The organism is Streptomyces sp. NPDC046939, from assembly GCF_040644575.1.
In the GTDB taxonomy this organism is placed as follows: Bacteria; Actinomycetota; Actinomycetes; order Streptomycetales; family Streptomycetaceae; genus Streptomyces.
The window spans coordinates 116,086-139,907 of the sequence record NZ_JBEYWV010000002.1 but is presented as its reverse complement, the minus strand read 5'-3'; the positions used below and the strand labels follow the sequence as shown (position 1 = coordinate 139,907).

The window sequence follows — 23,822 nt, the reverse complement described above, 5'->3', positions numbered from 1 at the left end:
GCGACTAGCGGATCGGCATGCCGGACAGCGTGCGGGCGATGACCAGGCGCTGAATCTCGCTGGTGCCCTCGAAGATCGTGTAGATCGCGGCGTCGCGGTGCATGCGCTCCACGGGGTACTCACGGGTGTAGCCGTTGCCGCCGAGGATCTGGATCGCCTGGGCGGTGACCTTCTTGGCGGTCTCGCTCGCGAACAGCTTCGACATCGAGCCCTCGGCGTTCTCGAACTTCTTGCCGGTGGTCGCCATCCAGGAGGCGCGCCACACGAGCAGCCGCGCCGCGTCGACCTGGGTCCGCATGTCGGCGAGCTGGAAGGCGACGCCCTGGTTGTCGATGATCGGGCGGCCGAACTGCTCGCGCGTCTTCGCGTAGGCGAGCGCCTCCTCGTAGGCGGCGCGGGCGGTGCCGACCGCCATGGCGCCGACGGCCGGGCGCGACGCCTCGAAGGTCGCCATGGCGGCGTTCTTCACGCGCTCGCCGCCCTTCTTCGCCTTCTCACGCGCGCGGGCGAGGCGCTCGTCGAGCTTGTCCTTGCCGCCGAGCAGGCAGGAGCCGGGCACGCGGACGTTCTCCAGGACGACCTCGGCGGTGTGCGAGGCGCGGATGCCGTGCTTCTTGAACTTTTGCCCCTGGGACAGACCGGGCGTGTTCGGCGGGACGATGAACGAGGCGTGGCCCTTGGAGCCGAGCTCGGGGTCGACGGAGGCGACCACCACGTGGACGTTGGCGATGCCGCCGTTGGTCGCCCACGTCTTGGTGCCGTTGAGGACCCACTCGTCCTTGGCCTCGTCGTAGACGGCCCGGGTGCGCATGGCGGCGACGTCGGAGCCCGCGTCCGGCTCGGAGGAACAGAAGGCGGCCACCTTCACATCGTTCACGTCGCCGTACATCTGCGGGATCCAGGTGCCGATCTGCTCCTCGGTGCCGTTGGCGAGGACGCCCACCGCGGCGAGGCCGGTGCCGACGATCGACAGGGCGATGCCCGCGTCGCCCCAGAACAACTCCTCCATGGTCATCGGGATGCCGAGGCCGGAGGGGTCGAAGAACTGCTGCGCGTAGAAGTCCAGGGAGTAGATTCCGAGCTTGGCCGCTTCCTGGATGACCGGCCAGGGAGTTTCCTCGCGCTCGTCCCACTCGGCGGCCGCGGGGCGGATCACATCGGCGGCGAAGCCGTGAAGCCAGTCACGGACCTCCTTCTGCTCGTCGTTGAGATCCATCGTGAACTCGGCCATGACCCCTCCAGGACTGCGGACACTGCATAGGTTACTTACGGTAACAAGAGTCTGTTACCGACCAGTAGCCCATGTCAACCTCCGAGCGCACGTTCGATACCGGTCTGGGCGCGGGTGTTACCTTTCGCGGTGCGTCAAGCCATCGCAAGGGCGGGGAGATCGTCATGGAGACCACACAGCGGACCGATCAGCGCGCGGAACAGCAGTCCGCCGCGGAGCGCCGGCGGCGTGAGCTGCTCGAGGCAGCGGACCGCGTGGTGCTCCGGGACGGCCCGGGTGCCTCGATGAACGCGATCGCGGCCGAGGCGGGGATCACCAAGCCGATCCTCTACCGCCACTTCGGCGACAAGGGCGGTCTGTACGCAGCGCTCGCCACCCGCCACACGGACGCGCTGCTCTCCTCCTTGCGGGCCGCGCTCGACGCGCCCGCCGAGCGCCGTGAGCGCGTGGAGGCGACCCTGGACACCTACCTGGCCGCCATCGAGGCCAGACCCCAGGTCTACCGCTTCCTGATGCACCCGGCGGAGGGTTCGCCCGGCGACTCCGGCTTCGACGTGGGCCGCCACTCGGCCCCGCTCCTGCGCCGCATGGGCGAGGAGCTCGCCGAGGTCATTGAGGAACGCGTCGACCTCGGCCCCGCCGGTCAGCAGCTCGCGCGCGTGTGGGGCCACGGCATCGTCGGCATGATGCACGCCGCCGGCGACTGGTGGCTCGGCGAACGCCCCTGCACGCGCGCGGAATTGGTGCAGGGCCTCGCCGACCTGCTGTGGGGACGGCTCGCCGCCGCGGGCGACAAGGTGGGCGGCCCCGGCTTCTGAGCCCCCCGGCGACAAGGTGAGCGATCCCGGGCTTCCGAGCCCCTGGCGACAAGGTGAGCGAACCCGGCTTCTGAGCGCCAGGCGACAAGGTGAGCGAACCCGCCTTCTGAGCCCCCGGCGACAAGAGGGGCAATCCCGGCTTCCGAGCCCCCGGTCACAAGATGGGCAATCCCGGCTTCTGAGCCCCCCGGCGACAAGGCGGGCGGCCCGGACTTCCGAGCCCCCGGCGACAAGGCGAGCGATCCCGCCTTCTGAGCCCCCGGCGACAAGGTGGGCGGCCCGGGCTCCCGAGCCCCCGGCGACAAGGCGAGCCGCCCGAGCTTCCCAGCCCCCGGCGACAAGGCGAGCCGCCCGAGCTTCCCAGCCCCCGGCCAGGGGCGTCAGCCTTTCCTCGCCCAAGGTGCCCGTGCCGCCTGCCGCAGCACCCGCCGTCTGCGCCAGCCGGTGACCCGGTCCGTGTACGTACGTCCTTCGAGGTGGTCGCACTCGTGCTGGAGGCACCGGGCGAACCAGCCCGTGCCGTGGATCACCACAGGGGCGCCCGTCGCATCGACGCCCTCCACGCGCGCGTGGTCGAAGCGCGGGGTGCCCGCTTCGAGGCCCGGGAGCGACAGACAGCCCTCGGGGCCCCGGATCACGTCGCCGTCCGCCTCGATCAGACGCGGGTTGACGACGTGTCCGACGTGGCGCACATCATCGTCGTCCTCGCAGTCGTAGACGAAGACCCGCAGGGCCTCGCCGATCTGGTTGGCGGCGAGGCCGACACCCTGGGCGGCGTACATCGTGGCGAACATGTCCTCGACGAGCCGCGCGAGCCCGGGACCGAAGTCCGTGACCTCCGCGCAGGGTTGGCTCAGCACGGGATCACCGAGCAGAGTGAGGGGTCGTACGCGCCCGGAAGCGCCCTGGATCGAGCCGTGTCGCATGGCCGTAAGGGTACGGTCCGGTTGGCACCCCGATCCGCCGGTGGTGCCGGAGTTCGGGCTTGTCAGAGGATCTCGATAGGCTGAGGCCGGAAAGCGATGCCCGGGCAGGCGCGGCGCCGTACGCAAGGAGGACCCAGGAATGTCAGGCAACTCGGAGTCGATGACTCCGCGGGCCAAGCTGGCCGTGACGGCCGGGAAGGCCGCGGCCGCGGTGTCACGGGCGGCGGGCCGCGGCAGCGGATCGGTGATCGGCGGCAAGGTCGCGCTCAAGTTCGACCCCGAGCTGCTCGGACGGCTCGCCCAGCACCTCGACGTGGTGCTCGTCTCGGCGACGAACGGCAAGACGACGACCACGCGCCTGATCGCGGAGGCGCTGCGGGCCAGCGGCCCGGTCGTGTCGAACGCGCTGGGCGCGAACATGCCCGCCGGTATCACCTCCGCCCTGGCCGGCGGCTCCGACGCCAAGTACGGCGTCATCGAGGTCGACGAGAAGTACCTGGCGGGTGTCGCGCGCGACACCGCGCCCAAGGCGATCGCCCTGCTGAACCTCTCGCGCGACCAGCTCGACCGCGCCGCCGAGACCCGCATGCTCGCCGAGAAGTGGCGCGAGGGCCTGGCCGGCTCGAAGTCCATCGTGGTGGCGAACGCGGACGACCCGCTGGTGGTGTGGGCCGCCTCCTCCTCGCCGAACGTGGTGTGGGTCGCCGCAGGCCAGGAGTGGAAGGACGACGCCTGGTCCTGCCCGGCGTGCGGCGGCGTGATGCAGCGCCCCGGCGACGACTGGTTCTGCGCCGAGTGCGGCTTCCGGCGTCCCACCGCGAGCTGGGCGCTGCAGGGCGACTACGTCCTGGACCCGCACGGCTCCGCCTGGCCGATCCACCTGCAACTGCCGGGCCGCGCCAACAAGGCCAACGCGGCGACGTCGGCCGCCGTCGCCGCCTGCTTCGGCGTGCCGCCGCAGGTCGCCCTGGAGCGCATGTACCAGGTGCAGGCCGTGGCCGGACGGTACGACGTCGTGCAGTTCCTCAACCGCGACCTGCGGCTGCTGCTCGCCAAGAACCCGGCGGGCTGGCTCGAAACGTTCACCCTGATCGACCCGCCGCCCACCCCGGTGATCCTGTCGGTCAACGCGCGCGGCGCGGACGGCACCGACACCTCCTGGCTGTGGGACGTCGACTACACCCGCCTCGCGGGCCACCCCATCTGCGTCATCGGTGACCGCAAGCTCGACCTGGCCGTCCGCCTCGAGGTCGCGAACCTGGACTTCCGGGTCTGCGACACGCTCGACGAGGCGGTGCAGATGTCCCCGCCCGGACGGATCGAGCTGATCGCCAACTACACCGCGTTCCAGGACGTCCGCCGCCGCGTGGGCAACTGAACCCGATCCAGACGAGGATTGACCAAGGATCATGAGCATGAGCGACAACAGCCTGCGTCTGGTGTGGGTCTACCCGGACCTGCTGAGCACCTACGGCGACCAGGGCAACGCCCTCGTGGTGGAGCGCCGCGCCCGTCAGCGCCGCCTCCAGGTGGAGCGCTACGACGTGCGCAGCGACCAGCCGGTGCCGACCTCCGGCGACATCTACCTGATCGGCGGCGGTGAGGACCGGCCGCAGCGCCTCGCGGCGGAGCGGCTGCGCCGCGACGGCGGTCTGCAGCGCGCGGTGGGCAACGGCGCGATCGTCTTCTCGGTGTGCGCCGGGTACCAGATCCTCGGCCACGAGTTCATCAACGACCTCGGTGAGCGCGAGCCCGGGCTCGGTCTGCTCGACGTCGTCTCCACGCGCGGCGAGGGCGAGCGGTGCGTCGGTGACGTACTGGGCGACATCGACCCGAACCTGGGGCTTCCGCCGCTGACCGGGTTCGAGAACCACCAGGGCGTCACGCACCTCGGCCCGTCCGCGCGCCCGTTCGCCCGCACCCGGATCGGCAAGGGCAACGGCACGGGGGACGGCACGGAGGGCGCCTTCAACGACACGGTGTTCGGCACGTACATGCACGGGCCCGTCCTTGCGCGCAACCCGCTCATCGCGGACCTGCTGCTGAAGCTGGCGCTCGACGTCAACGCGCTTCCTCCGGTGGACGACCAGTGGTACGAGGCGCTCCGCAATGAGCGGATCGCTGCCGCCACCGCTCAGCCCGCCTAAAGGGCGCTCCCGTGCCCATCTGAGCGGGGGTGTCCATCTGGCGGACGGGGCTTACGGACAGGGCCCTCGGCGCGGATAAGGTAGCCGGAATTCAACCGGACGGCGTGGTCCGGTCATCGGCCCACGTTCGCAAAGGTATTCCGGGCTTATGCGTATTGGTGTCCTCACCTCCGGCGGCGACTGTCCCGGTCTGAACGCCGTGATCCGTTCGGTCGTCCACCGTGCCGTCGTCGACCACGGCGACGAGGTCATCGGCTTCCACGACGGGTGGAAGGGCCTGCTGGAGTGCGACTACCGCAAGCTGGACCTGGACGCGGTGGGCGGCATCCTGGCCCGCGGCGGCACCATCCTCGGCTCCTCCCGGGTGCAGCCCGCGCATCTGCGTGACGGTGTCGAGCGCGCCAAGGGTCACGTCACCGACCTCGGTCTCGACGCGATCATCCCGATCGGCGGCGAGGGCACGCTCAAAGCGGCCCGGCTGCTCTCGGACGCCGGTCTGCCGATCGTCGGCGTGCCCAAGACGATCGACAACGACATCGCCGTCACCGACGTGACCTTCGGCTTCGACACGGCCGTCGGGGTCGCCACCGAGGCGCTCGACCGGCTGAAGACGACCGCCGAGTCGCACCAGCGGGTCCTGATCGTCGAGGTCATGGGGCGCCACACCGGCTGGATCGCGCTGCACTCCGGCATGGCGGCGGGCGCGCACGCGGTGGTCGTACCGGAGCGTCCGTTCGACATCGAGGAGCTGGCCAGGAAGGTCGGCGAGCGGTTCGAGGCGGGCAAGAAGTTCGCCATCGTCGTCGCCGCCGAGGGCGCCAAGCCGCGCGCGGGCACGATGGAGTTCGACGAGGGCGGCAAGGACGTCTACGGCCACGAGCGCTTCGCGGGCATCGCGCGGCAGCTCTCCGTCGAGCTGGAGCAGCGTCTCGGCAAGGAGGCGCGTCCGGTGATCCTCGGCCATGTGCAGCGCGGCGGCACCCCGACCGCGTACGACCGCGTCCTCGCGACCCGGTTCGGCTGGCACGCCGTGGAGGCCGTGCACCGGGGCGAGTTCGGCAGGATGACGGCGCTGCGCGGCACGGACATCATCATGGTGCCGCTCGCGGAGGCCGTCGAGACGCTGAAGACCGTGCCCGCGGAGCGGTACGCCGAGGCGGAGTGCGTCCTCTAGCCGGCTGCCGGCCGGCCTCCAGCCACCCTTTTCCTTTGATCATTCTTTAATCGAAGCTGCCCCCGGCCGAAGCCCCGGCCGGGGGCGGTTCTACTCTGGTGGCGCACAATCCGTACGAAACGCGAGCAACAGGAGCCGGCGGATGGATCACAGCGGGCACGGCATGATGACGGATCTGCCGCCGTTCACGCTGGGGCGCGGCCTCGGCTGGTCGGCCGACCCCTTCTTCCTCGTCGGCTGCCTCCTGGCGCTCGCCCTGTACGGCTGGGGCGTCGTCCGCCTCAGGCGGCGCGGTGACTCCTGGCCGGTCTCGCGGACCGTCGCGTTCGTCGTCGGCGTCCTGAGCGTCGGCCTCATGATGTGCACCAAGCTGAACGACTACGGCATGGTCATGTTCAGCGTGCACATGGTGCAGCACATGGTGATCAGCATGCTGTCGCCGATCCTGCTGCTCATGGGCGCGCCGATCACCCTCGCCCTGCGGGCGCTGCCGGTGGCGGCCAAGCGCGGCTCCAAAGGCCCGCGCGAGCTGCTCCTGATGCTGCTGCACAGCCGCTACATGCGGATCATCACGCACCCCGCGTTCACCATCCCGCTGTTCATCGCGAGCCTGTACGCGCTCTACTTCACGCCGCTCTTCGACTTCCTCATGGGCTCGAAGGTCGGGCACATCGCGATGATGGTGCACTTCCTCGCGGTCGGCCTGGTCTTCTTCTGGCCGATCATGGGCGTGGACCCGGGACCGCACCGCCCCGGCTACGTGATGCGGATGCTGGAGCTGTTCGCGGGCATGCCGTTCCACGCCTTCTTCGGGATCGCGCTGATGATGGCCAGCTCGGCGATGGTCGGCACGTTCGACGACCCGCCCGCCTCGCTCGGCATCGATCCGCTCTCCGACCAGGTGGCGGCGGGCGGCATCGCGTGGGCGTTCAGCGAGGTGCCGTCGGTCCTCGTGCTGCTCGCGCTGCTCTTCCAGTGGAAGAAGTCCGAGGAGCGCCAGGCCCGCCGCAAGGACCGCGCCGCCGACCGGGACGGCGACCAGGAGCTGGCCGCGTACAACGCCTACCTGGCCTCGCTGAACGCGCGCGGACAGTAGCGCCACCGCCCCCTCACGGGTGACTATGGCCTTCTGGCCGCGGTCCGGGCGTCGCACGGCGCGTACGCCGTCCGGGCTGCCGGGAGGAGGGTGCGTGATGCCCGGTTCCACGAAGACGATGGGTGTGTTCACCGTCGGCGGTCTGGTGGCCGTCACCGCCTACACGGTGGCGCTCGGGAGCAACGGCTGGCTGTGGTTCGGCTGGGTCGTGCTCGGACTGATCACGGTCGCCATGGTGGCCTCGCGCAGCGCATGAAACCGCGCCATGGGGGCACTGTGGGCACCCACGCGCGCGTGCTGCCGTCCGACGACGCTTGGGGGAGGCGACCGGCATGTTGTACCAGGTGCTCAAGTACGTCCTGTTCGCGCCGCTGCTGCGGCTGATGTTCCGGCCCCGGATCGAGGGGCTCGAACACATCCCGGAGTCGGGGGCGGCGATCGTCGCGGGCAATCACCTGTCGTTCTCCGACCACTTCCTGATGCCGGCGATCATCAAGCGGCGGATCACGTTCCTGGCGAAGGCCGAGTACTTCACCGGCCCCGGGGTCAAAGGGCGGCTGACGGCCGCCTTCTTCCGGGGTGTGGGCCAGATCCCGGTCGACCGCTCCGGCAAGGAGGCGGGACAGGCCGCGATCCGCGAGGGGCTCGGGGTGCTGCGCCGCGGTGAACTGCTCGGGATCTATCCGGAGGGCACGCGCTCGCACGACGGACGGCTGTACAAGGGCAAGGTCGGCGTCGCGGCGATGGCGCTGAAGGCGCAGGTCCCCGTCATCCCCTGCGCGATGATCGGCACGTTCGAGGCGCAGCCGCCCGGCCAGAAGATCCCGAAGCTGCGGCGCGTGACGATCCGGTTCGGCAAGCCGCTCGAATTCTCCCGGTACGCGGGGATGGACGGCGAGAAGGCGATCCTGCGCGCCGTCACCGACGAGATCATGTACGCGATCCTCGAACTGTCCGGGCAGGAGTACGTCGACAAGTACGCGGCGCTCGTGAAGGCGGAGGCCGAGGAGAGCCCGCCCCGCAGGTTCCCCAGGATGCCCCTCAGCTAGGCACCGCTCCCCCGTGCTCTGCGCTGAGCAGATTTCCGCGCCCCGCGCGCGTGGTTCGCCGTACGGTCCCGCTCATGAAGACGGCTTTGGTGATCGGTGGAGCGGGACAGATAGGGCGCCCGGCGGTACGGGCGCTGGCGCGCGACGGCTGGGCGGTGACGGCGGCCTCGCGGGGCGGCGGCCGGGACGCGTCCTGGCCCGACGAGGTGCGCGCGGTGCGGCTCGACCGGGACGACGACGCGGCGCTCGCGGAGCTGGTCGGTGACGGCGTCGACCTGGTCGTGGACATGGTCGCGTTCACCGCGGCGCACGGCCGGCAGCTCGCGGCGCTCGCGGGCCGGATCGGCTCGGCGGTCGTACTCTCCAGCGGCGCGGTCTACGAGGACGAGCGGGGCCGGAGCTTCGACACGCAGGAGGAGCCGGACGGCAAGCCGCGCTACCCCGTGCCGGTGCCGGAGACGTGGCGGACGGTGGCGCCGGGCGACGCGACGTACGGGACGCGGAAGGTGCGCATCGAGCAGGACCTCCTCGCACTCGGCGAGAAGCTGCCGACGACGCTGGTGCGGGCGGGTGCCGTGTACGGGCCGCACTGTCGTACGCCGCGCGAGCTGTACTTCGTGAAGCGGAACCTCGACGGGCGCCACGCGCGCGTGCTCGCGTACGGCGGGGAGAGCCGCTTCCACCCGGCGAGCGTGGAGAACCTGGCGGAGCTGGTGCGGCTCGCGGCGGCGCGGCCGGGCTCGCGGGTGCTCAACGGCGCCGACCCGGACTGCCCGACGGTCGCCGAGATCGGCGCCATGATCGACGCGGTGATGGGGGTGGAGACGGAGACGGTCCTGGTGGACGGGGAGCCGCCCGCGCCGACGGTCGGGGACACGCCGTGGTCGCTGCCGTACCCGGTCGTCTTCGACATGGGCGCCGCCGAGCGGGAGCTCGGCTACCGGCCCGTCACGACGTACGCGCAGGCGCTTCCGGCGACGGTGGAGTGGCTGGCCGGGCGGTTGCGGCGACAGGACTGGGTGGAGGGCTTCCCGAAGATGGTGGCGAGCTACACCACCGGTCTCTTCGACTACGCGGCCGAGGACGCGTGGCTGGCCGCACGGCGCTGAGGCCGTGAACGGGCCCGGCCCCCGCCGTGTCGGGCGGGGGCCGGGCTCAGGAAGCGCTCAGGGAGACGTCAGGGCTTCGGGGTGGCGTGCGGGGCGCACGTCACGTCCTTGCTGTCCGTCGCGCCGGTGAGCAGGTAGGTGTCGACCCGGTCGTTGATGCAGGGGTTGGTCAGACCGGTGACGCCGTGCGAGCCCGCGTCCTTCTCGGTGATGAGACGGGAGCCCTTGAAGCGCTTGTGCAGCTCGACGGCGCCCTCGTACGGGGTGGCGGCGTCGCGCTCGGACTGGACGATGAGGACCGGCGGCAGACCCTTGTGCGACTTGACGTCGATCGGCGTCTGCTGCTTGGTCCTCCACGTGGCGCAGGGCAGGTTCATCCACGCGTTGGCCCACGTCATGAACGGGTAGTCCTTGTGGAGCCGCGTGTTGTCCTTGTCCCACTTCTGCCAGCTCGTGGGCCACTTGGCGTCGGCGCACTCGACGGCCGTGTAGACCGCGTTGCTGTTCTCCGAGGCCGCGTTGCCCTTGGTGTCCGACAGGTCGGGGGCGATGGCGTCGATCAGCGCCTGCTTGTCACCGGCGACGTACTTGCTCCACGTCTGGGCGACCGGCACCCAGGAGGAGTCGTAGTACGGCGCGCTCTGGAAGAAGCCGATCAGCTCGGCCGGGCCGACGACCCCGCCCAGCGGGCTCCTCTTCGCCTCGGCGCGCAGCGTCAACCACTGCTGCTGGACCTTGGCGCGGGTGTCGCCGAGGTGGAAGGTGGCGTCGTTCTTGGCGACCCAGTCCTGCCAGTCCTTCCAGCGGCCCTCGAAGGCGATGTCCTGGTTCAGGTTGGCCTGGTACCAGATGTTGTCCTTCGCCGGGTCGACGACGCTGTCGACGATCATGCGGCGGACGTGGCCCGGGAAGAGTGTGCCGTAGACGGCGCCCAGGTAGGTGCCGTAGGAGACGCCCAGGTAGTTGAGCTTCTTGTCGCCGAGGGCGGCGCGGATGACGTCGAGGTCGCGCGCGGTGTTCGGCGTCGTCATGTGCGGCAGCATCTCGCCGCTGCGCTCGTAGCAGCCGTCCGCGTACTCCTTGGCGAGCTTGCGCTGGGCGCGCTTGTCCGCCTCGCTGTCCGGCACCGGGTCGGCCTTGGGCGCCTTGACGAACTCCTGCGGGTCGATGCAGGAGATCGGCGTGGAGTGGCCCACGCCGCGCGGGTCGAAGCCGACGAAGTCGTAGGCCTTGGCGGCCTTGGCGTAGATCGGGTTCTTGTTCGTCACGCGCGTGGGGAAGCGCAGGCCCGAGCCGCCGGGGCCGCCCGGGTTGTAGACGAGGGAGCCCTGGCGCTCGCTCTTGGTGCCCGTGTTGGCGACGCGGTCGACAGCGAGCTTGATCTGCTTGCCGTTCGGCTTGGCGTAGTCGAGCGGGACGGTGACCCAGCCGCACTGGATCGGCTTGGCGAAGCCCCAGTCGGCGGGGCAGTCCTGCCAGTCGATGCCCTTCTTGGCGGCCTTGGCGGCGGCGACGGCGGCACCCACCGCCTCACGGGCCTGGCTGTGGCCGCCGGTCGAACGCTGCTGCTCGGCGTTGGCGGGAGCGGCGACCGCCCCCGCTATCAGCGCCACGGCGGCGAACGCGCCGGCGGAGCCGATCACCACGTTCCGGCTGCCGCGACCCGTCTGTCCAGTCCGTCTCAAGTGAGGCCTCCCGCACATCGATACGATCGTTCCGTCGATCGTGTTGCCGATCGGTACGCGGATCCTGTCGTGTGTGGGGTCCCTGACAACAGAGCGGGCGGACGTTCTTTACCAATCCGATAAACGGTATGACCGCCCCGCTAAACGGTCAGGCCCATCGGGCGAGCGCGGCGTCCAGGGTACGGCGCAGGCGCAGCGCGTCCGGGGCGACGGCGGTGACCAGGACAGCGGGGCCCGCGAGCGGGGTGAGCGCGGCGGTGCCGTCCGCGTCGAGGACGGCGGCGGGCGGCGGATCGGCCTCGAACTCCGGCCGTACGACGACGAGCTGGCCCAGCGCGCGATGGCCGGCCAGGACCGCGGGCCCGTCCCAGCCGCCCGGGGCGCCCGGCCCGCAGGCCAGTTCCTGGTCGAGCAGGGGCCGCCCCGCATGGTGGAGGGTCAGGCGGCTGGTGAGGCGGCCCGGCTGTTCGCCAACGCGGCCCAGGACCTGTTCCTCGCGCAGCACGAGGCGGGCGCCCGGTGCCAGCTCCGCGCGCGTGGTGACGCGCAGGTCGCTGTCGTTCGCCGAGATCAACTGCTCGGGGAGCCAGTCGAGGCGGGCGCCGTCGGTGACGGTGAGCCGTACGTCGTAGCGGGCCTCCCCCTTGGCCTGGCCGGGCAGGGCGAGGGTGGCGGCGACCGAGCCGACGCGCAGGTGGGCGCCTTGTTCCGCGCGGGCCTCGACGGTGAGGTGGTCGCCGCCGAGGGGGCCGCTCATGGCGCCGACGAGCATGACGCGGGCCTCGCCCCGGGTGGCGCCCCGGACGCGGCGCACGGCGAACGAACCCTCGCCCTCCATCACGGGCAGGGCGGTGCCGCCCGCGCCGTCGCCGCGCGCGACAAGGCGGGCGGTGGAACGGACTCCCACGCGCGCGTGGCCGCTCACGCGGTCCACGCGGCGTACTGGGCCCGCACCCACGCCGCGACGTCCGCCACGCCGCTCTCGGAGCGCAGGGACTGGAGCACGACGGGGAGTTCCGCGCGGGCCGCCTTGGCGTCGGCCGCCATCCGGGCGAGGTCGGAGCCGACGTACGGGGCGAGGTCGGTCTTGTTGATGACGAGGAGGTCGGCGGTGGTGACACCGGGGCCGCCCTTGCGTGGGATGTCGTCGCCGCCCGCCACGTCGATGACGAAGATCTGGGCGTCGACCAGCCCCTTGGAGAAGGTGGCGGTGAGGTTGTCGCCGCCGGACTCGACGAGTACGAGGTCGAGCGGCCCTGCGCCCCCGGCGAAGCCGCTCTCCAGGTCCTCGATGGCTTCGAGGTTGGCGGAGATGTCGTCACGGATCGCGGTGTGCGGACAGGCGCCGGTCTCCACGGCGGTGATCCGCTCGGGCGGCAGCACGGCCTCGCGCAGCAGGAACTCGGCGTCCTCCCGCGTGTAGATGTCGTTGGTGACGACAGCGAGGGAGAGTTCGTCGCGCAGGGCGCGGCAGAGCGCGGCGACGGTGGCAGTCTTCCCGGACCCGACGGGCCCGCCGAGCCCTATGCGCAGGGCGCGGCGTGTCCCGTCGGGCCGGTGGGCGTCGGCGGAGAGGGCGGCGGGGCCGTCGTGGGAGTGGGAGTGGTCGAGGTGCATGGGGTCGGCTCCGGGGGTGGTGGTTGGCGGGGAGGAAGGCGGGCGGCGGGCCCGTGGCTGAGCCGGGGACTCAGGACGTGGGCGGCGACGCCGGACTAAGGGAGGGGTGCGGACGGCTGGCGCCGCGGAAGGGAGCGGGTGGCATGGGCTACGGCTTCGGGTCGGTGGGCGAGGGACGGAAAAGCCGGCGGACTCGTCCGCGAGCGAGCCAGGGACTCAGGACACGGACAGCGGCGCCGACTCCTGGGCGGGGTGCGGGCGGTGAGCGCCGCCGCAGCGGGGTGGAGGGCGTGGGTTGCGGGTCCGGGGCCGTGAGCGGCCGGTGCGCGGGTCATGATGCGAACAGACGTACCGGCCACCCCGCATGCGCCTCCGCCCCGATCTCCAGCAATGGCGCGGACGCCGCCGGGAGCGCGTCCGTGCCCTCCGTCGTGGCGCGGCTCGCCGCCTCCACCGCCGCGCTCACCACCAGGTCCACGTCGGGCGCGAGCCGCGCCAGGGTGCGCGTCGCGTCGAACGGGTCGAGGCTCAGCAGGCGGACGACGGCGCTCGCCGGTCCGCTGACGCCCTCGTACGCGGAGCAGTACGCCGCATCCTCGGGGCCGAGTCCGGCGGCGCGGGCGGTGAGGCCGAGCACGACGGGCTGGTGGGCGCCGCCCGGGAAGCGCCGTGCCAGGGCGTCGAGTTCCGGGGAGGGCCAGGTCGCGCGCGCCGCCCGCAGGAGTTGTCGGCCGAGCTTGCGCGCCGTCACGCGCAGGGCCGCCGACGGGGTGCGGGCGTCGGCCGCCGCGTCGAGGGCGGCCGCATCGACGCCGAGCGCCGCCGCGGCGGCGAGGGAGGCCGCCACGGCGCCGCCGGTGTGCAGACGGCCCCGGCAGAACTCCTCCAGGCTCGCGGCGTCGCGGACGCGGCCCGCCTTGACCGCGGCCTCCGCCCCGCCGGAGTGGGCGTGCCCGCCGGCGGGGAAGCGGCCGTCGGCCAGGACGAGCAGGGTCGCGCGCGTCATGACGTACTCACCGGTCGGCTCACGAGGCTCAGAACAGGAAGTACCGCTGGGCCAGCGGCAGCTCGGTGGCGGGCTCGGGCTCGACGAGTTCGCCGTCGATCGTCACGGCGAACGAGTCGGGGGCGACCTCGACGCGCGGCAGGGCGTCGTTGTTGCGCATGTCCGCCTTGGTGCGGCCCCGGGTCGAGAGGATGGGGACGAAGGCGCGTCCCAGGCCGAGGCGTTCGGGCAGGCCGTCCGCCAGCGCCCACTCGCTCGTGAAGTTGACCGAGTTCGCCGCGGGCGCCCTGCCGTACGCGCCGAACATGCGGCGCGGCAGCACCGGCTGCGGTGTGGGGATGGAGGCGTTCGCGTCGCCCATCTGCGCGTACGCGATCTGCCCGCCCTTGATGACGAGCTGGGGCTTCACGCCGAAGAACGCCGGGTCCCACAGCACCAGGTCGGCGAGTTTGCCGGGTTCGACGGAGCCGACCTCGTGCTCGATGCCCTGGGCGATCGCCGCGTTGATCGTGTACTTGGCGACATAGCGGCGGGCGCGCTGGTTGTCGGCGCGGGTGTCGCCGGGCAGGGAGCCGCGGCGGCGCTTCATGACGTGGGCGGTCTGCCAGGTCCGCATGATGACCTCGCCGATCCGGCCCATGGCCTGCGAGTCCGAGGACATGATCGAGATGGCGCCCAGGTCGTGCAGGATGTCCTCGGCCGCGATGGTGGTGGGCCGGATGCGGGACTCGGCGAAGGCGAGGTCCTCGGGGACCGCCGGGTTGAGGTGGTGGCAGACCATCAGCATGTCGAGGTGTTCCTCGACGGTGTTGACGGTGTGCGGCCGGGTCGGGTTGGTGGAGCTGGGCAGCATGTTGGGCAGCGACACCGCAGTGATCATGTCGGGCGCGTGTCCGCCGCCCGCGCCCTCGACGTGGAAGGCGTGCAGGGTGCGGCCGCCGACGGCGTCGAAGGTGTCCTGGACGAATCCGGCCTCGTTCAGCGTGTCGGAGTGCACGGCGAGCTGTGCGCCGGACTCCTCGCACACGTCGAGGCAGGCGGAGATGACGGCGGGGGTCGCGCCCCAGTCCTCGTGGATCTTGAAGCCGAGGACTCCGGCGCGCAGTTGGTCGCGCATGGACTCCTTGGACATCGTGTTGCCCTTGCCGAGGAACCCGATGTTGACGGGGCTGTGCTCCATGGCCTCGAACATCCGGGTGAGGTGCCAGGAGCCGGGGGTGATGGTGGTGGCCTTGGAGCCTTCGGCGGGTCCCGTGCCGCCGCCGATGAGGGTCGTCACGCCGGAGGCGAGGGCCTCGTCGACGATGGTCGGCGAGATGAAGTGGATGTGGGTGTCGATGCCGCCCGCGGTGAGGATCTTGCCGTTGCCCGCGATGATCTCCGTCTCCGGGCCGATGACGAGGTCGGGGTGGACGCCGTCCATGGTGTCGGGGTTGCCGGCCTTGCCGATGGCCGTGATGCGGCCGTCCCGGATGCCGATGTCGGCCTTGACGATGCCCCAGTGGTCGATGATCAGGGCGCCGGTGACGACGGTGTCGGGGGTGCCCTCCGCGCGCGTGGCGCGCGACTGGCCCATGGACTCGCGGATGACCTTGCCGCCGCCGAAGACGGCCTCGTCACCGGAGCGGCCGGGGCCGCCGGAGCGGTCCTCCTCGATCTCGACGAGCAGGTCGGTGTCGGCGAGACGGATCCGGTCGCCCGTGGTGGGGCCGAACAGGTCGGCGTAGGCGGCGCGGGAGAGTTCAGGCATCGAGGGGTCCTCCGGTCTCGCCGCGCAGGCCGGGGACGATGCGCGCGCCCGCGAGCGGTACGAGCCCGACCTCGACGGGGATGCCGGGCTCGAAGCGGACGGCCGTTCCGGCCGGGATGTCGAGACGACGGCCGCGGGCGGCGGCGCGGTCGAGTTCGAGGCCGGGGTTGGCCTCGGCGAAGTGGTAGTGGGAGCCGACCTGGACGGGCCGGTCGGCGGCGTTGAGCACCGTCATACGTATGACGTCGCGGCCCTCGTTGAAGGCGACGGGCTCGTCGGCGAAGAGGATCTCTCCGGGGATCACGGTCGCGGGTCCCCGTTCAGACGATCGGCTCGTGGACGGTGACGAGCTTGGTGCCGTCCGGGAACGTCGCCTCCACCTGGACGTCGTGGATCATCTCGGGGATGCCCTCCATGACGTCGTCGCGGGTGAGCACGGTGCGCCCGGAGGCCATCAGTTCGGCCACGGTGCGGCCGTCGCGGGCGCCTTCCAGAACGTGCGAGGTGATCAGGGCGACGGCCTCGGGGTGGTTGAGCCTGAGCCCCCGGGCCCGGCGCTTTCCGGCCACGTCGGCGGCCACATGGATGAGCAGTCTCTCCTGCTCGTGCGGGGTCAGTTGCACGCGTCCCACCTCACAGTCCTTCGCCACGGGCCGTGCGGGGCCCCTCCGCCGCGGCCACCGCGACAGACATAGATGTAACACACAATCAGTGCACATGATCTTCGTGCACCCTGGTTACGAAAACCCCTGGTGACGTGCGGCGCAGGCTAGTTGGGCGGAGTTTCAGCGAGGTTAACCGTTGCTTGACCACACCATTGCCGTCATCTGACCTCACCCATACTCATCAGGCCGCTCAGCCCCGTCCGCAACGTCTCCACCGGCACCTCGCCGAAGAGCGCCTGCTGGGCCAGGAAGCCCTGCGCCGCGGACATCATCGTGCGCGCCACCGCGTCCGGATCCACGTCCGCGCGCATCATCCCGGCGTCCTGGTACCCCCGCACGATCGTGACCCAGCTCGCGCGGACCCGGTCGAAGCCGTCCCGGATCAGTGCGGCGAGGCCGTCGTCGCGCAGCGTCTCCGTCCACACCTGCACGACGAGGCGCGGGAAGAAGGAGGTGCCGTCCACGCGCAGCCCCGGCCGCTCCCGCAGCACCTCGCCCATGACGGTGCTGATCAGCTCGTGCGGCGGCGGGGGCGGGCTCTGTCGGCCCGCCGCCTCGAAACCGGCCCGTACGTCGCCGAGCACCTCCGTCACGATGGCGTGGATCAGCTCGTCCTTGCCGCGGAAGTAGCGGTAGACCGCGCCGGCGGAGAGGTCGACCTCCTTGAGCACGTCCTGCATCGACGTGGCGTGGAAGCCGTTGCGGGCGAAGCAGAGGGCGGCGCCGTCCAGGATCTGGCGGCGGCGGGCGTCGAGGTGTTCTTGAGATACGCGGGCCATGGTCGTCAACGTAAAACGAACATTCCTTCTTGACAAGCGAGCGTAAGGGCGGGACGGTGAGTGCGCGAAGTAAAACGAACGCTCATTCTCTCAAGTTGGCGCCGCCGACCGAAGCCCACCGCTGGAGACCTCATGTCCTCCTCCCCGACCCCTCTCGCCCCGTCCGACCCCGCCCACGGCCGCAAGATGATCGCGGTGGCGCTGCTCGTCCCGCTGCTCGCCGCGCTGGCCCTCTGGGCGTTCGCCTGGCCCGCCGCGCGGACCGCGCCGCGCGACCTCCCGCTCGGCGTTGCCGGACCCGCCGCCGCTGCGGCTCCCCTGGAGCGGCAACTGCGCGCGCAGGACGGCGCCTTCGACGTGCACCGGTACGCGGACGAGGCCGCCGCGCGCGCGGCGATCGAGGACCGGGCCGTATACGGAGCGCTGGTGGCCGCGCCGGACGGGCCCCGCGTGCTGACCGCGTCGGCCGCGAGCCCGGTCGTCGCGCAGGTGCTGCGGCAGGCCGTGACGGAGCGGGCGCCGAAGGGCGCCGAGGTGACGGCGGTCGACGTCGTACCGGCCCCGGCCGCCGACCCCCGTGGCGCGGCCCTGAGTTCGAGCGTGCTGCCCCTCGTGATCGCCGGGGTCGCGGGCGGGTCCGTCGTGACGCTGCTGCGCCTGCGCGGGGTGCGGGCGGTCGGCGCGCTGCTCGCGGCGTCGGCGGCGGTGGGCGTCGTGGCGGCCGCGCTCGCGCACACCTGGCTCGGTGTCCTGACGGGTGACTGGTGGGCGGAGGCCGGGGTGTTCGGCCTGGCGTCGCTCGCGGTGGGGGCGACGGTGGCCGGGTGCGCGGCGCTCCTCGGACCGGCGGGCATCGGTGTCGGCGCGCTGCTGATGGTGCTGCTCGGCAACCCGTTCTCCGGTGTGGCCTCGGCGCCCGAACTGCTGCCCGAACCGGTCGGGCTGCTGGGCCAGTTGCTCCCGCCCGGCGCGGGCGGGACGCTGCTGCGCTCGGTCGCCTACTTCGACGGGGCACGGGCCGCCGCACCGGCGCTGACGCTCACCGCGTGGGCGCTGCTCGGCCTGACGGCCGTACTGCTCGGGACGCGTCGCGAGGGACGGGGTGGCGCGAAGGCGTCCGCGCGGACCGCCGGGGCGGAGCGGAGCCCGCTTCCCGTGGGCTGAGCGACACCGGCCCCTGGGCACGGACCGGCCGTGCGCCCCCGCTGTAGCGGACGGGGGCGCACGGCCTCTTCATGTCTCGGGGCGGCTGGCCCCGGCCTACCTGACGTCCGGCCCCCGGTGCTCCGCCGCGATGCCGAACCGCTGCCGTTCGCCCGGAGCGGACGGCAGGGCGGCCACCCGCGAGACGGAGCTGATCACCGGCTCCTCCGCGGGGTCGGCCGCGCCGTCCCCGAGGGCTTCGAGTCGCTCCAGGTCAGCGGCGGAGACGAGGGCGACGAGGGGCTTGCCGTGCCGGGTGACCACGACGCGCTCGGCGCCGTACACCACGCGGTTGATCAGATCCGCCAGCTCGGCCCGGGCTTGCGTCACCGGAATCTCGTAGGCCATGCTCCCCATCGTACGTGATGTACGGCCTGTACATTTTTTACAGGCGACGAGCACAGGAGGCGCGAGCACCATGACCCGTCCGTCCGGCCGCTATGTCCTGCCCGAGTTCACGGAACGCACGTCCTCGGGGCACCGCACGCTCGACCCGTACGCGAAGTTGCTCGAGGAGCGGATCGTGTTTCTGGGGACGCCGATCGACGACACGTCGGCCAACGATGTGATGGCCCAGTTCATGCATCTGGAGTACGCGGCGCCCGACCGGGACATCTCGCTGTACGTCAACTCCCCCGGCGGCTCGTTCAGCGCGATGACGGCGATCTACGACACGATGCGGTACGTCAGCTGCGAGGTGGAGACGGTCTGTCTGGGGCAGGCCGCGTCCGTCGCCGCCGTGCTGCTCGCGGCCGGGACGCCGGGCAAGCGGACGATGCTGCCGGGCGCGCGCGTGGTCCTCGACCAGCCCGCGCTGCCCGAGCCGACGCAGGGCCAGCCCACCGATCTGGAGATCCAGGCCCGCGAGATGGTGCGGATGCGCGAACGGCTGGAGGAGCTGCTGGCGCGCCACACCGGGCGGGAGAAGGACCGTGTCAGCCGGGACATCGAGCGGGACACCGTGCTCGACGCGGCGCAGGCGGTGGAGTACGGCCTGGTGGACCGGGTCGTGCCGAGCCGCAAGGGCCCTCTCGGCGCGTCGGCCGGGCGGTGACGCGCCCGATGTACCCGCCCGAGTTTCCGCCGCTGCCCGCGCTGACCCGCGCCGAGTGCGCGCTCGTGGACGGCTATCTGGCCGTGGTCGACCTGCTCGCGCGCATCAATCCGGCGCGCGGCAAGGACACGTACCGGGGGCTGCGTGCGGCGCAGGCGCTCGTGAGCCGGGCGGTGGAGCTGCGCGACGCGCTGGAGCTGATGCACCGACGGGGTGAGAGCGAGGTGCACGCCGCAACCCTGGGCCGGGCTCTGCGCGTCCTCGATGGTGAGCGGCGCACCCAGCGGATCACTTTGCCGCCAGAAACGGTCGCTTGAGGACATCTTCGACACGACAGTGTCTGTCTCGGTCTGCCTCCGGACCGAAACGGTCCAGATGGTGGACCGCCGAACAGCCTAGATACGCGTACGTCGACGAGGCGGCCCGAGTTGCGCTCCGACGGTACGCGAACCCCGGAATCAGGCGCTCCGTCGCTGGTACGGGCGTGGTCGGGGGTCGCTCCCGGGGCTCGAAAGGCGCACTGTCCACCTGAACGGGTCAAGCGTGAGGAGCCTCACTTACCGCCGGTTCAACTCGGATTCCACCCCACTTGTGCGTGAAGATCCCTTCGACGACGACAAGCCCCCGCCGCCGCGGCGGGGCGGTCCGTGCGGACGCCGAGTCCTGCCGCCGCACGGATGCCAGGTCGACAGAAGTGCATCGGCAGGAGTGGAGGACCCAGGCACGACGGGCCACCGGCCCACCTTGACGAAGGTGGGACCCGAGCGGCCCTTGGGGTGAAGCCGCAGACGCGGCCGGGCAACTTCGCCTGCCCGAACCCGACAGGTCATCCTTCACAGGCGGCAGACGAAGGGTTGCGCATGACTGCGCTCAATCGTGTTCCGTCGCTGCTGACCCGGGCCGGTACCGCTTCGGCCCTCACGCTGGCGGTCGCCGGCGCGGGGCTGATGGTCCCCGGCGCCGCGTCCGAGGCATCGGCGGCCACGGCCTCGACCAAGGCCGTGAAGGTCGCGGCCTCCAAGAAGGGGGCGCCGTACAAGTGGGGCGCCTCGGGGCCGCACCGGTTCGACTGCTCGGGGCTCACGCTCTACTCGTTCAAGCGGGCGGGCAAGAAGCTGCCGCGCACCGCGGCCCAGCAGTACAACAAGACCCGGCACGTCTCCGCGTCCCACCGCAAGACGGGTGACCTGGTCTTCTTCCACTCGGGCCGGAGCGTCTACCACGTGGGCATCTACGCCGGGAAGGGACGGATCTGGCACTCGCCGAAGACCGGTGACGTGGTGAAGCTGCAGAAGATCTGGACGAAGAGCGTCTGGTACGGCCGCGTTCGCTGAGCGGCGCGCCGCTGAAGTGAGATGCGTGGGGGCGGGGCCTGGCGCCGGGCACGCCCCCACGTGAGCGCGTACGGGCCCGTGGCGCGCCGCGTCAACAGGCGGTGCCGGGACGGGTCGCGCTGCCGTTCAGGCCGGTAATCCACGGCAGGGAGATCCACACGGTCTTGCCGCCCTCCGCCGTCGGCGCGACCGACAGGCGTCCGCCGCACTCCGCGGTGAGGCTGCGGACGATGACCATGCCCCGCCCGTTGTCCTGCGCGACCGCGGCGGGAAGGCGCTTGGGGTAGCGCGGGTGGCTGTCGGTGACGCCGATCCGCAACTGCTCGTCGCGTTCGAGCTCCACGTCGATGGTGAACGTGGGCGACTGGCCCAGCGTGTGCTGCACGGCATTGGTCGCGAGCTCCGAGACGATCAGGCGCACCGTGTCCGCCGCGTCGGTGTCCCCCGGCAACCCCCACTCGGCCAGCACGGTGCTCACGTACCGGCGTGCAGCGGAGACCGAGGCGGCATTGCTCGGCAGCGTGACGGATGCTTCCTGGTGGTCTGCCATGGCGACGTCGTCCCTTTCCCACCGAAGCCCCACCCGCGACTCAGGCGGTTCGCTGGCGTGTGGCCTCCGACTTCTGCTTCGCGCCAGAGTGCCACTCGGATGCCCTTCGGTGCTGTCGATCCCCCAAGATATGCATATATCTGTCGCTCGATGCGGTGAACTCTGCGACGGTAGACCGTATTTGGGCACGCGCACATCGCTTCCTCTACCGTCTGCTCCGAGGCCGTGCCGACCGGGCCGGGAAGGAGTCCGGTGACGCGGCCCGTGGAGCGTTGAGGAGTCGGCATGAAATACGGTCCCGCGGTGCGTCGTCGCAAACTCGGAGCGGAGCTGCGCGCGTTACGCGTCGAGGCCGGGCTGACGAGCGGCCAGGCGGCCCGTCTCGTCGGCTGGCACCAGTCGAAGGTGAGCCGGATCGAGACAGGACGCAGCGGCGTGAAGGCGTCGGACGTGCTGCGACTGCTCGACGCGTTCGAGACAGTCGACCCGCACCGGCGCGAGCTCATCGTCGCGCTGGCGGGTGCGGAGGATGCGGGCGGTCATCACTGGTGGCAGGCGTACCGGGGGCTGCTGCCGCCGTCGTACCGCGACTTCATCAGCCTGGAGTCGCAGGCGTGCCGCATCCGGACGCTGGAGACGAGCGTGGTGCCGGGGCTGTTGCAGACACCCGAGTACGCGCGTGCGGTGACACGTTCGGTGCTGCCCGACATGCCCGAGCAACATATCGAGGCACTGGTCGAGGTGCGGCTCGCACGGCAGGAGGTGTTGCGGGGGCAGCCCCCGTTGCAGTTGAGCGCGGTGCTCGACGAAGGGGTATTGCGGCGCGAAGTGGGAGGAGCGGGAATTCTGCGGCGGCAGGTGGCACACCTGGCCGAGGTGGCGCAGATGGAACATGTCCGGATCCAGGTGCTCCCATTCTCCGCGGGTGGCCACATCGGCCTCACCGGCCCTTTCGTTGTGTTTTCATTTCCGAACACATCTGATCTGGATGTGGTTGTTCTCGACCATTTGACGAGTAGCCTCTACCTGGAACGGAAAGAAGACCTCACGGCGTACACCGACGCCTTCGACGCTCTTCTCCTCCGTGCCTTGTCACCCGAGGACTCGTTGGAATTCATCGCAAAGATCGCCGGATAACGAGGACGAGGACGCCGACACCTCGCCCCCGCCCGGCACTGCGAAGGGGGCACCATGAATGCACTGCCTCGGCATGTTCCTTCCGTTCCCTCGAGCTCGTCGCTCGGCGGCGCGGTGTGGCGGCGCAGCAGCCGCAGCACCGGCGCCAACAACTGTGTAGAGACAGCCCCCCTGACCTCGGGGCACACGGCCGGACTCGTAGGTGTCCGCGACTCCAAGGACATCGCGGGACCGGCGCTGCTGTTCACACCTTCCGCATGGGAGGGGTTCATCGACTCCCTGCGGTGAACGCGCCGTCCGGAGCCGTGCGGCTGATCACCCGTACCGCCTCGCCGAGCTGTTCGTCGGTGAGGTCGGCGCGGGCGGTCAGCCGCAGCCGTGAGACGCCGTCGGGCACCGACGGCGGACGGAAACACCCCACCGACAGACCCGCCGCACGACACTCCGCGGCCCAGCGCACCGCCTCGTCCGGTGACGGAGCCCGCACCGACACGACCGCGGCGTCCGGCCGCACGGCCGACATGCCCGCGGCGGTCAGCGACCGGTACAGGGTGGTCGCCACCTCGCGGGCGCGGTCCGCGCGGTGCGGCTCGCGGCGCAGCAGACGCAGGGCGGCCAGCGCCGCCCCGGCCGCGGCGGGGGCGAGGCCGGTGTCGAAGATGAACGTACGGGCCGCGTTGACGAGGTGCTCGATGACGTGAGCCGGGCCGAGGACCGCGCCGCCCTGACTGCCGAAGGACTTGGAGAGGGTGACGGTCGCGACCGTGTCCGGGGCGCCCGCGAGGCCCGCCGCGTGCGGGGCGCCACGACCGCCGGAGCCGAGCACGCCCAGGCCGTGTGCGTCATCGACGAGCAGTCCGGCCCCGAACTCGCGACAGACGGACGCCAGTTCTGTCAGCGGCGCCCGGTCCCCGTCGACGGAGAAGACGGTGTCCGAGACGGCGACGGCCGGTCCCTCGTGGGTGGTGAGAGCCTTGCGGACGGCGGCCGGGTCGGCGTGTGCCACGACCTGGGTGGTGGCGCGCGCGAGCCGGCAGCCGTCGATGAGCGAGGCGTGGTTCCCGGCGTCGGAGACGAGCAGCGCGTCGTGCGGGGCGAGCGCGGTGACGGCGGCGAGGTTCGCCGCGTAACCCGACGACAGGACGAGCGCGGTCTCGAAGCCGCAGAATTCGGCCAGTTCGCGCTCCAGTTCGGTATGGAGCGCAGTGGTGCCCGTGACCAGGCGGGAGCCGGTCGCGCCGCCTCCCCAGCGACGCGCGGCCCCGGCGGCGCCCTCGACGACCTCGGGGTGCCGGGCGAGCCCCAGGTAGTCGTTGCTCGCGAGGTCGAGGAGCGGGGAGTCGGCCGGGCGCGGGCGCAACGTACGGACGAGCCCGGCGGCTTCGCGGGCGCGGCGCTGCTCGTCGAGCCAGTCGAACGCGCGCGTGGAGGTAGTGCCCATGACTCCCTCTGCTGTAGATGCTTTTGTAGGTAATGCACAGACCCTAGTCGC

Annotated in this window: 27 protein-coding genes and 1 riboswitch; of the genes, 14 read left to right on the top strand and 13 right to left on the bottom strand. The window is 71.5% G+C overall.

Going from position 1 to position 23,822, the window contains the following annotated elements:
- Nucleotides 1–4 precede the first annotated feature (4 nt).
- On the bottom strand, nucleotides 5–1,231 hold the full coding sequence (locus tag ABZ877_RS02945) for an acyl-CoA dehydrogenase family protein (RefSeq protein ID WP_361063289.1): 1,227 nt from the start codon (nucleotides 1,229–1,231) through the stop codon (nucleotides 5–7).
- A 164-nt stretch (nucleotides 1,232–1,395) separates the two neighbouring features.
- On the opposite strand from ABZ877_RS02945, the gene ABZ877_RS02940 reads away from it, so the two are divergent.
- Nucleotides 1,396–2,049, top strand: a complete 654-nt coding sequence (locus ABZ877_RS02940) for a TetR family transcriptional regulator (RefSeq protein ID WP_361063286.1) — start codon at nucleotides 1,396–1,398, stop codon at nucleotides 2,047–2,049.
- Between the two features lie 380 nt (nucleotides 2,050–2,429).
- On the opposite strand, the gene def is transcribed toward ABZ877_RS02940, so the two are convergent.
- Complete coding sequence (def, locus tag ABZ877_RS02935) at nucleotides 2,430–2,975, bottom strand: peptide deformylase (protein ID WP_361063284.1); 546 nt, start codon at nucleotides 2,973–2,975, stop codon at nucleotides 2,430–2,432.
- A 139-nt stretch (nucleotides 2,976–3,114) separates the two neighbouring features.
- On the opposite strand from def, the gene ABZ877_RS02930 reads away from it, so the two are divergent.
- The 7 genes from ABZ877_RS02930 to ABZ877_RS02900 all read left to right on the top strand — a co-directional run bounded on the left by ABZ877_RS02930 (nucleotide 3,115) and on the right by ABZ877_RS02900 (nucleotide 9,550).
- On the top strand, nucleotides 3,115–4,353 hold the full coding sequence (locus ABZ877_RS02930; protein WP_361063281.1) for a MurT ligase domain-containing protein: 1,239 nt from the start codon (nucleotides 3,115–3,117) through the stop codon (nucleotides 4,351–4,353).
- Between the two features lie 37 nt (nucleotides 4,354–4,390).
- Nucleotides 4,391–5,122 (top strand): glutamine amidotransferase, encoded by a 732-nt coding sequence (locus tag ABZ877_RS02925; protein ID WP_361063278.1) that lies wholly within the window; start codon nucleotides 4,391–4,393, stop codon nucleotides 5,120–5,122.
- Nucleotides 5,123–5,270: 148 nt separating this feature from the next.
- On the top strand, nucleotides 5,271–6,296 hold the full coding sequence (locus ABZ877_RS02920) for a 6-phosphofructokinase (protein WP_361063275.1): 1,026 nt from the start codon (nucleotides 5,271–5,273) through the stop codon (nucleotides 6,294–6,296).
- Between the two features lie 142 nt (nucleotides 6,297–6,438).
- Nucleotides 6,439–7,392 (top strand): cytochrome c oxidase assembly protein, encoded by a 954-nt coding sequence (locus ABZ877_RS02915; protein WP_361063273.1) that lies wholly within the window; start codon nucleotides 6,439–6,441, stop codon nucleotides 7,390–7,392.
- A gap of 97 nt (nucleotides 7,393–7,489) precedes the next feature.
- On the top strand, nucleotides 7,490–7,648 hold the full coding sequence (locus ABZ877_RS02910) for a hypothetical protein (RefSeq protein ID WP_324768595.1): 159 nt from the start codon (nucleotides 7,490–7,492) through the stop codon (nucleotides 7,646–7,648).
- A gap of 76 nt (nucleotides 7,649–7,724) precedes the next feature.
- Nucleotides 7,725–8,441 carry a lysophospholipid acyltransferase family protein gene (locus tag ABZ877_RS02905; RefSeq protein WP_361063270.1) on the top strand — a complete coding sequence of 239 codons (717 nt, stop codon included), beginning with the start codon at nucleotides 7,725–7,727 and terminating at the stop codon, nucleotides 8,439–8,441.
- A 74-nt stretch (nucleotides 8,442–8,515) separates the two neighbouring features.
- A complete protein-coding gene (locus ABZ877_RS02900) occupies nucleotides 8,516–9,550 on the top strand; it encodes an NAD-dependent epimerase/dehydratase family protein (protein WP_361063267.1) in 1,035 nt (344 codons plus the stop codon).
- 68 nt (nucleotides 9,551–9,618) lie between these two features.
- Here the strand turns inward: ABZ877_RS02900 and ABZ877_RS02895 are convergent, their stop codons facing one another.
- The 8 genes from ABZ877_RS02895 to ABZ877_RS02860 form a co-directional block, all read right to left on the bottom strand.
- The gene (locus ABZ877_RS02895) at nucleotides 9,619–11,196 is read right to left on the bottom strand and encodes an alpha/beta hydrolase (RefSeq protein WP_361063866.1); all 1,578 of its coding nucleotides are present in this window, start codon (nucleotides 11,194–11,196) and stop codon (nucleotides 9,619–9,621) included.
- A 187-nt stretch (nucleotides 11,197–11,383) separates the two neighbouring features.
- Nucleotides 11,384–12,169, bottom strand: coding sequence for an urease accessory protein UreD (locus tag ABZ877_RS02890; RefSeq protein WP_361063264.1), 786 nt, complete (start codon nucleotides 12,167–12,169; stop codon nucleotides 11,384–11,386).
- On the bottom strand, nucleotides 12,157–12,852 hold the full coding sequence (gene ureG / locus ABZ877_RS02885) for an urease accessory protein UreG (RefSeq protein WP_361063261.1): 696 nt from the start codon (nucleotides 12,850–12,852) through the stop codon (nucleotides 12,157–12,159). The genes ABZ877_RS02890 and ureG overlap by 13 nt, the downstream gene beginning before the upstream one ends.
- Before the next feature lie 331 nt (nucleotides 12,853–13,183).
- Complete coding sequence (locus ABZ877_RS02880) at nucleotides 13,184–13,858, bottom strand: urease accessory UreF family protein (RefSeq protein WP_361063258.1); 675 nt, start codon at nucleotides 13,856–13,858, stop codon at nucleotides 13,184–13,186.
- 28 nt (nucleotides 13,859–13,886) lie between these two features.
- Nucleotides 13,887–15,608, bottom strand: coding sequence for an urease subunit alpha (locus ABZ877_RS02875; protein WP_361063255.1), 1,722 nt, complete (start codon nucleotides 15,606–15,608; stop codon nucleotides 13,887–13,889).
- Entirely contained in the window at nucleotides 15,601–15,912 is a 312-nt protein-coding gene (locus ABZ877_RS02870) for an urease subunit beta (RefSeq protein WP_361063253.1), read from the bottom strand. The genes ABZ877_RS02875 and ABZ877_RS02870 overlap by 8 nt, the downstream gene beginning before the upstream one ends.
- Nucleotides 15,913–15,928: 16 nt before the next feature.
- On the bottom strand, nucleotides 15,929–16,231 hold the full coding sequence (locus tag ABZ877_RS02865; RefSeq protein WP_361063862.1) for an urease subunit gamma: 303 nt from the start codon (nucleotides 16,229–16,231) through the stop codon (nucleotides 15,929–15,931).
- 200 nt (nucleotides 16,232–16,431) lie between these two features.
- Nucleotides 16,432–17,052, bottom strand: a complete 621-nt coding sequence (locus tag ABZ877_RS02860; protein WP_361063250.1) for a TetR/AcrR family transcriptional regulator — start codon at nucleotides 17,050–17,052, stop codon at nucleotides 16,432–16,434.
- Nucleotides 17,053–17,184: 132 nt separating this feature from the next.
- Between ABZ877_RS02860 and ABZ877_RS02855 the strand changes: the two genes are divergently transcribed.
- Nucleotides 17,185–18,216, top strand: a complete 1,032-nt coding sequence (locus tag ABZ877_RS02855; RefSeq protein WP_361063247.1) for an ABC transporter permease — start codon at nucleotides 17,185–17,187, stop codon at nucleotides 18,214–18,216.
- A gap of 96 nt (nucleotides 18,217–18,312) precedes the next feature.
- Here ABZ877_RS02855 and ABZ877_RS02850 read toward each other — a convergent pair whose 3' ends face one another.
- Nucleotides 18,313–18,603 carry a type II toxin-antitoxin system Phd/YefM family antitoxin gene (locus ABZ877_RS02850; protein WP_361063244.1) on the bottom strand — a complete coding sequence of 97 codons (291 nt, stop codon included), beginning with the start codon at nucleotides 18,601–18,603 and terminating at the stop codon, nucleotides 18,313–18,315.
- A 70-nt stretch (nucleotides 18,604–18,673) separates the two neighbouring features.
- Between ABZ877_RS02850 and ABZ877_RS02845 the strand changes: the two genes are divergently transcribed.
- From ABZ877_RS02845 to ABZ877_RS02835, 3 genes are all read left to right on the top strand, one after another.
- Nucleotides 18,674–19,309, top strand: a complete 636-nt coding sequence (locus ABZ877_RS02845) for an ATP-dependent Clp protease proteolytic subunit (protein WP_361063241.1) — start codon at nucleotides 18,674–18,676, stop codon at nucleotides 19,307–19,309.
- Between the two features lie 8 nt (nucleotides 19,310–19,317).
- Nucleotides 19,318–19,626 (top strand): hypothetical protein, encoded by a 309-nt coding sequence (locus ABZ877_RS02840; protein ID WP_361063239.1) that lies wholly within the window; start codon nucleotides 19,318–19,320, stop codon nucleotides 19,624–19,626.
- Nucleotides 19,627–20,035: 409 nt separating this feature from the next.
- A riboswitch (cyclic di-AMP (ydaO/yuaA leader) is annotated at nucleotides 20,036–20,166 on the top strand.
- Nucleotides 20,167–20,169: 3 nt separating this feature from the next.
- Nucleotides 20,170–20,643 (top strand): C40 family peptidase, encoded by a 474-nt coding sequence (locus tag ABZ877_RS02835; protein ID WP_361063236.1) that lies wholly within the window; start codon nucleotides 20,170–20,172, stop codon nucleotides 20,641–20,643.
- 91 nt (nucleotides 20,644–20,734) lie between these two features.
- Here ABZ877_RS02835 and ABZ877_RS02830 read toward each other — a convergent pair whose 3' ends face one another.
- Nucleotides 20,735–21,193 (bottom strand): ATP-binding protein, encoded by a 459-nt coding sequence (locus ABZ877_RS02830; RefSeq protein ID WP_361063233.1) that lies wholly within the window; start codon nucleotides 21,191–21,193, stop codon nucleotides 20,735–20,737.
- A gap of 285 nt (nucleotides 21,194–21,478) precedes the next feature.
- Here ABZ877_RS02830 and ABZ877_RS02825 point away from each other — a divergent pair, with 285 nt between their 5' ends.
- Together ABZ877_RS02825 and ABZ877_RS02820 are read left to right on the top strand one after the other, a co-directional pair.
- A complete protein-coding gene (locus ABZ877_RS02825; RefSeq protein WP_361063230.1) occupies nucleotides 21,479–22,330 on the top strand; it encodes a helix-turn-helix transcriptional regulator in 852 nt (283 codons plus the stop codon).
- Between the two features lie 54 nt (nucleotides 22,331–22,384).
- Nucleotides 22,385–22,618, top strand: a complete 234-nt coding sequence (locus tag ABZ877_RS02820; protein WP_361063227.1) for a DUF397 domain-containing protein — start codon at nucleotides 22,385–22,387, stop codon at nucleotides 22,616–22,618.
- Here the strand turns inward: ABZ877_RS02820 and ABZ877_RS02815 are convergent.
- The gene (locus ABZ877_RS02815) at nucleotides 22,599–23,771 is read right to left on the bottom strand and encodes an 8-amino-7-oxononanoate synthase (protein ID WP_361063224.1); all 1,173 of its coding nucleotides are present in this window, start codon (nucleotides 23,769–23,771) and stop codon (nucleotides 22,599–22,601) included. The two genes, ABZ877_RS02820 and ABZ877_RS02815, sit on opposite strands and share 20 nt — an antisense overlap.
- Nucleotides 23,772–23,822: the final 51 nt, after the last annotated feature.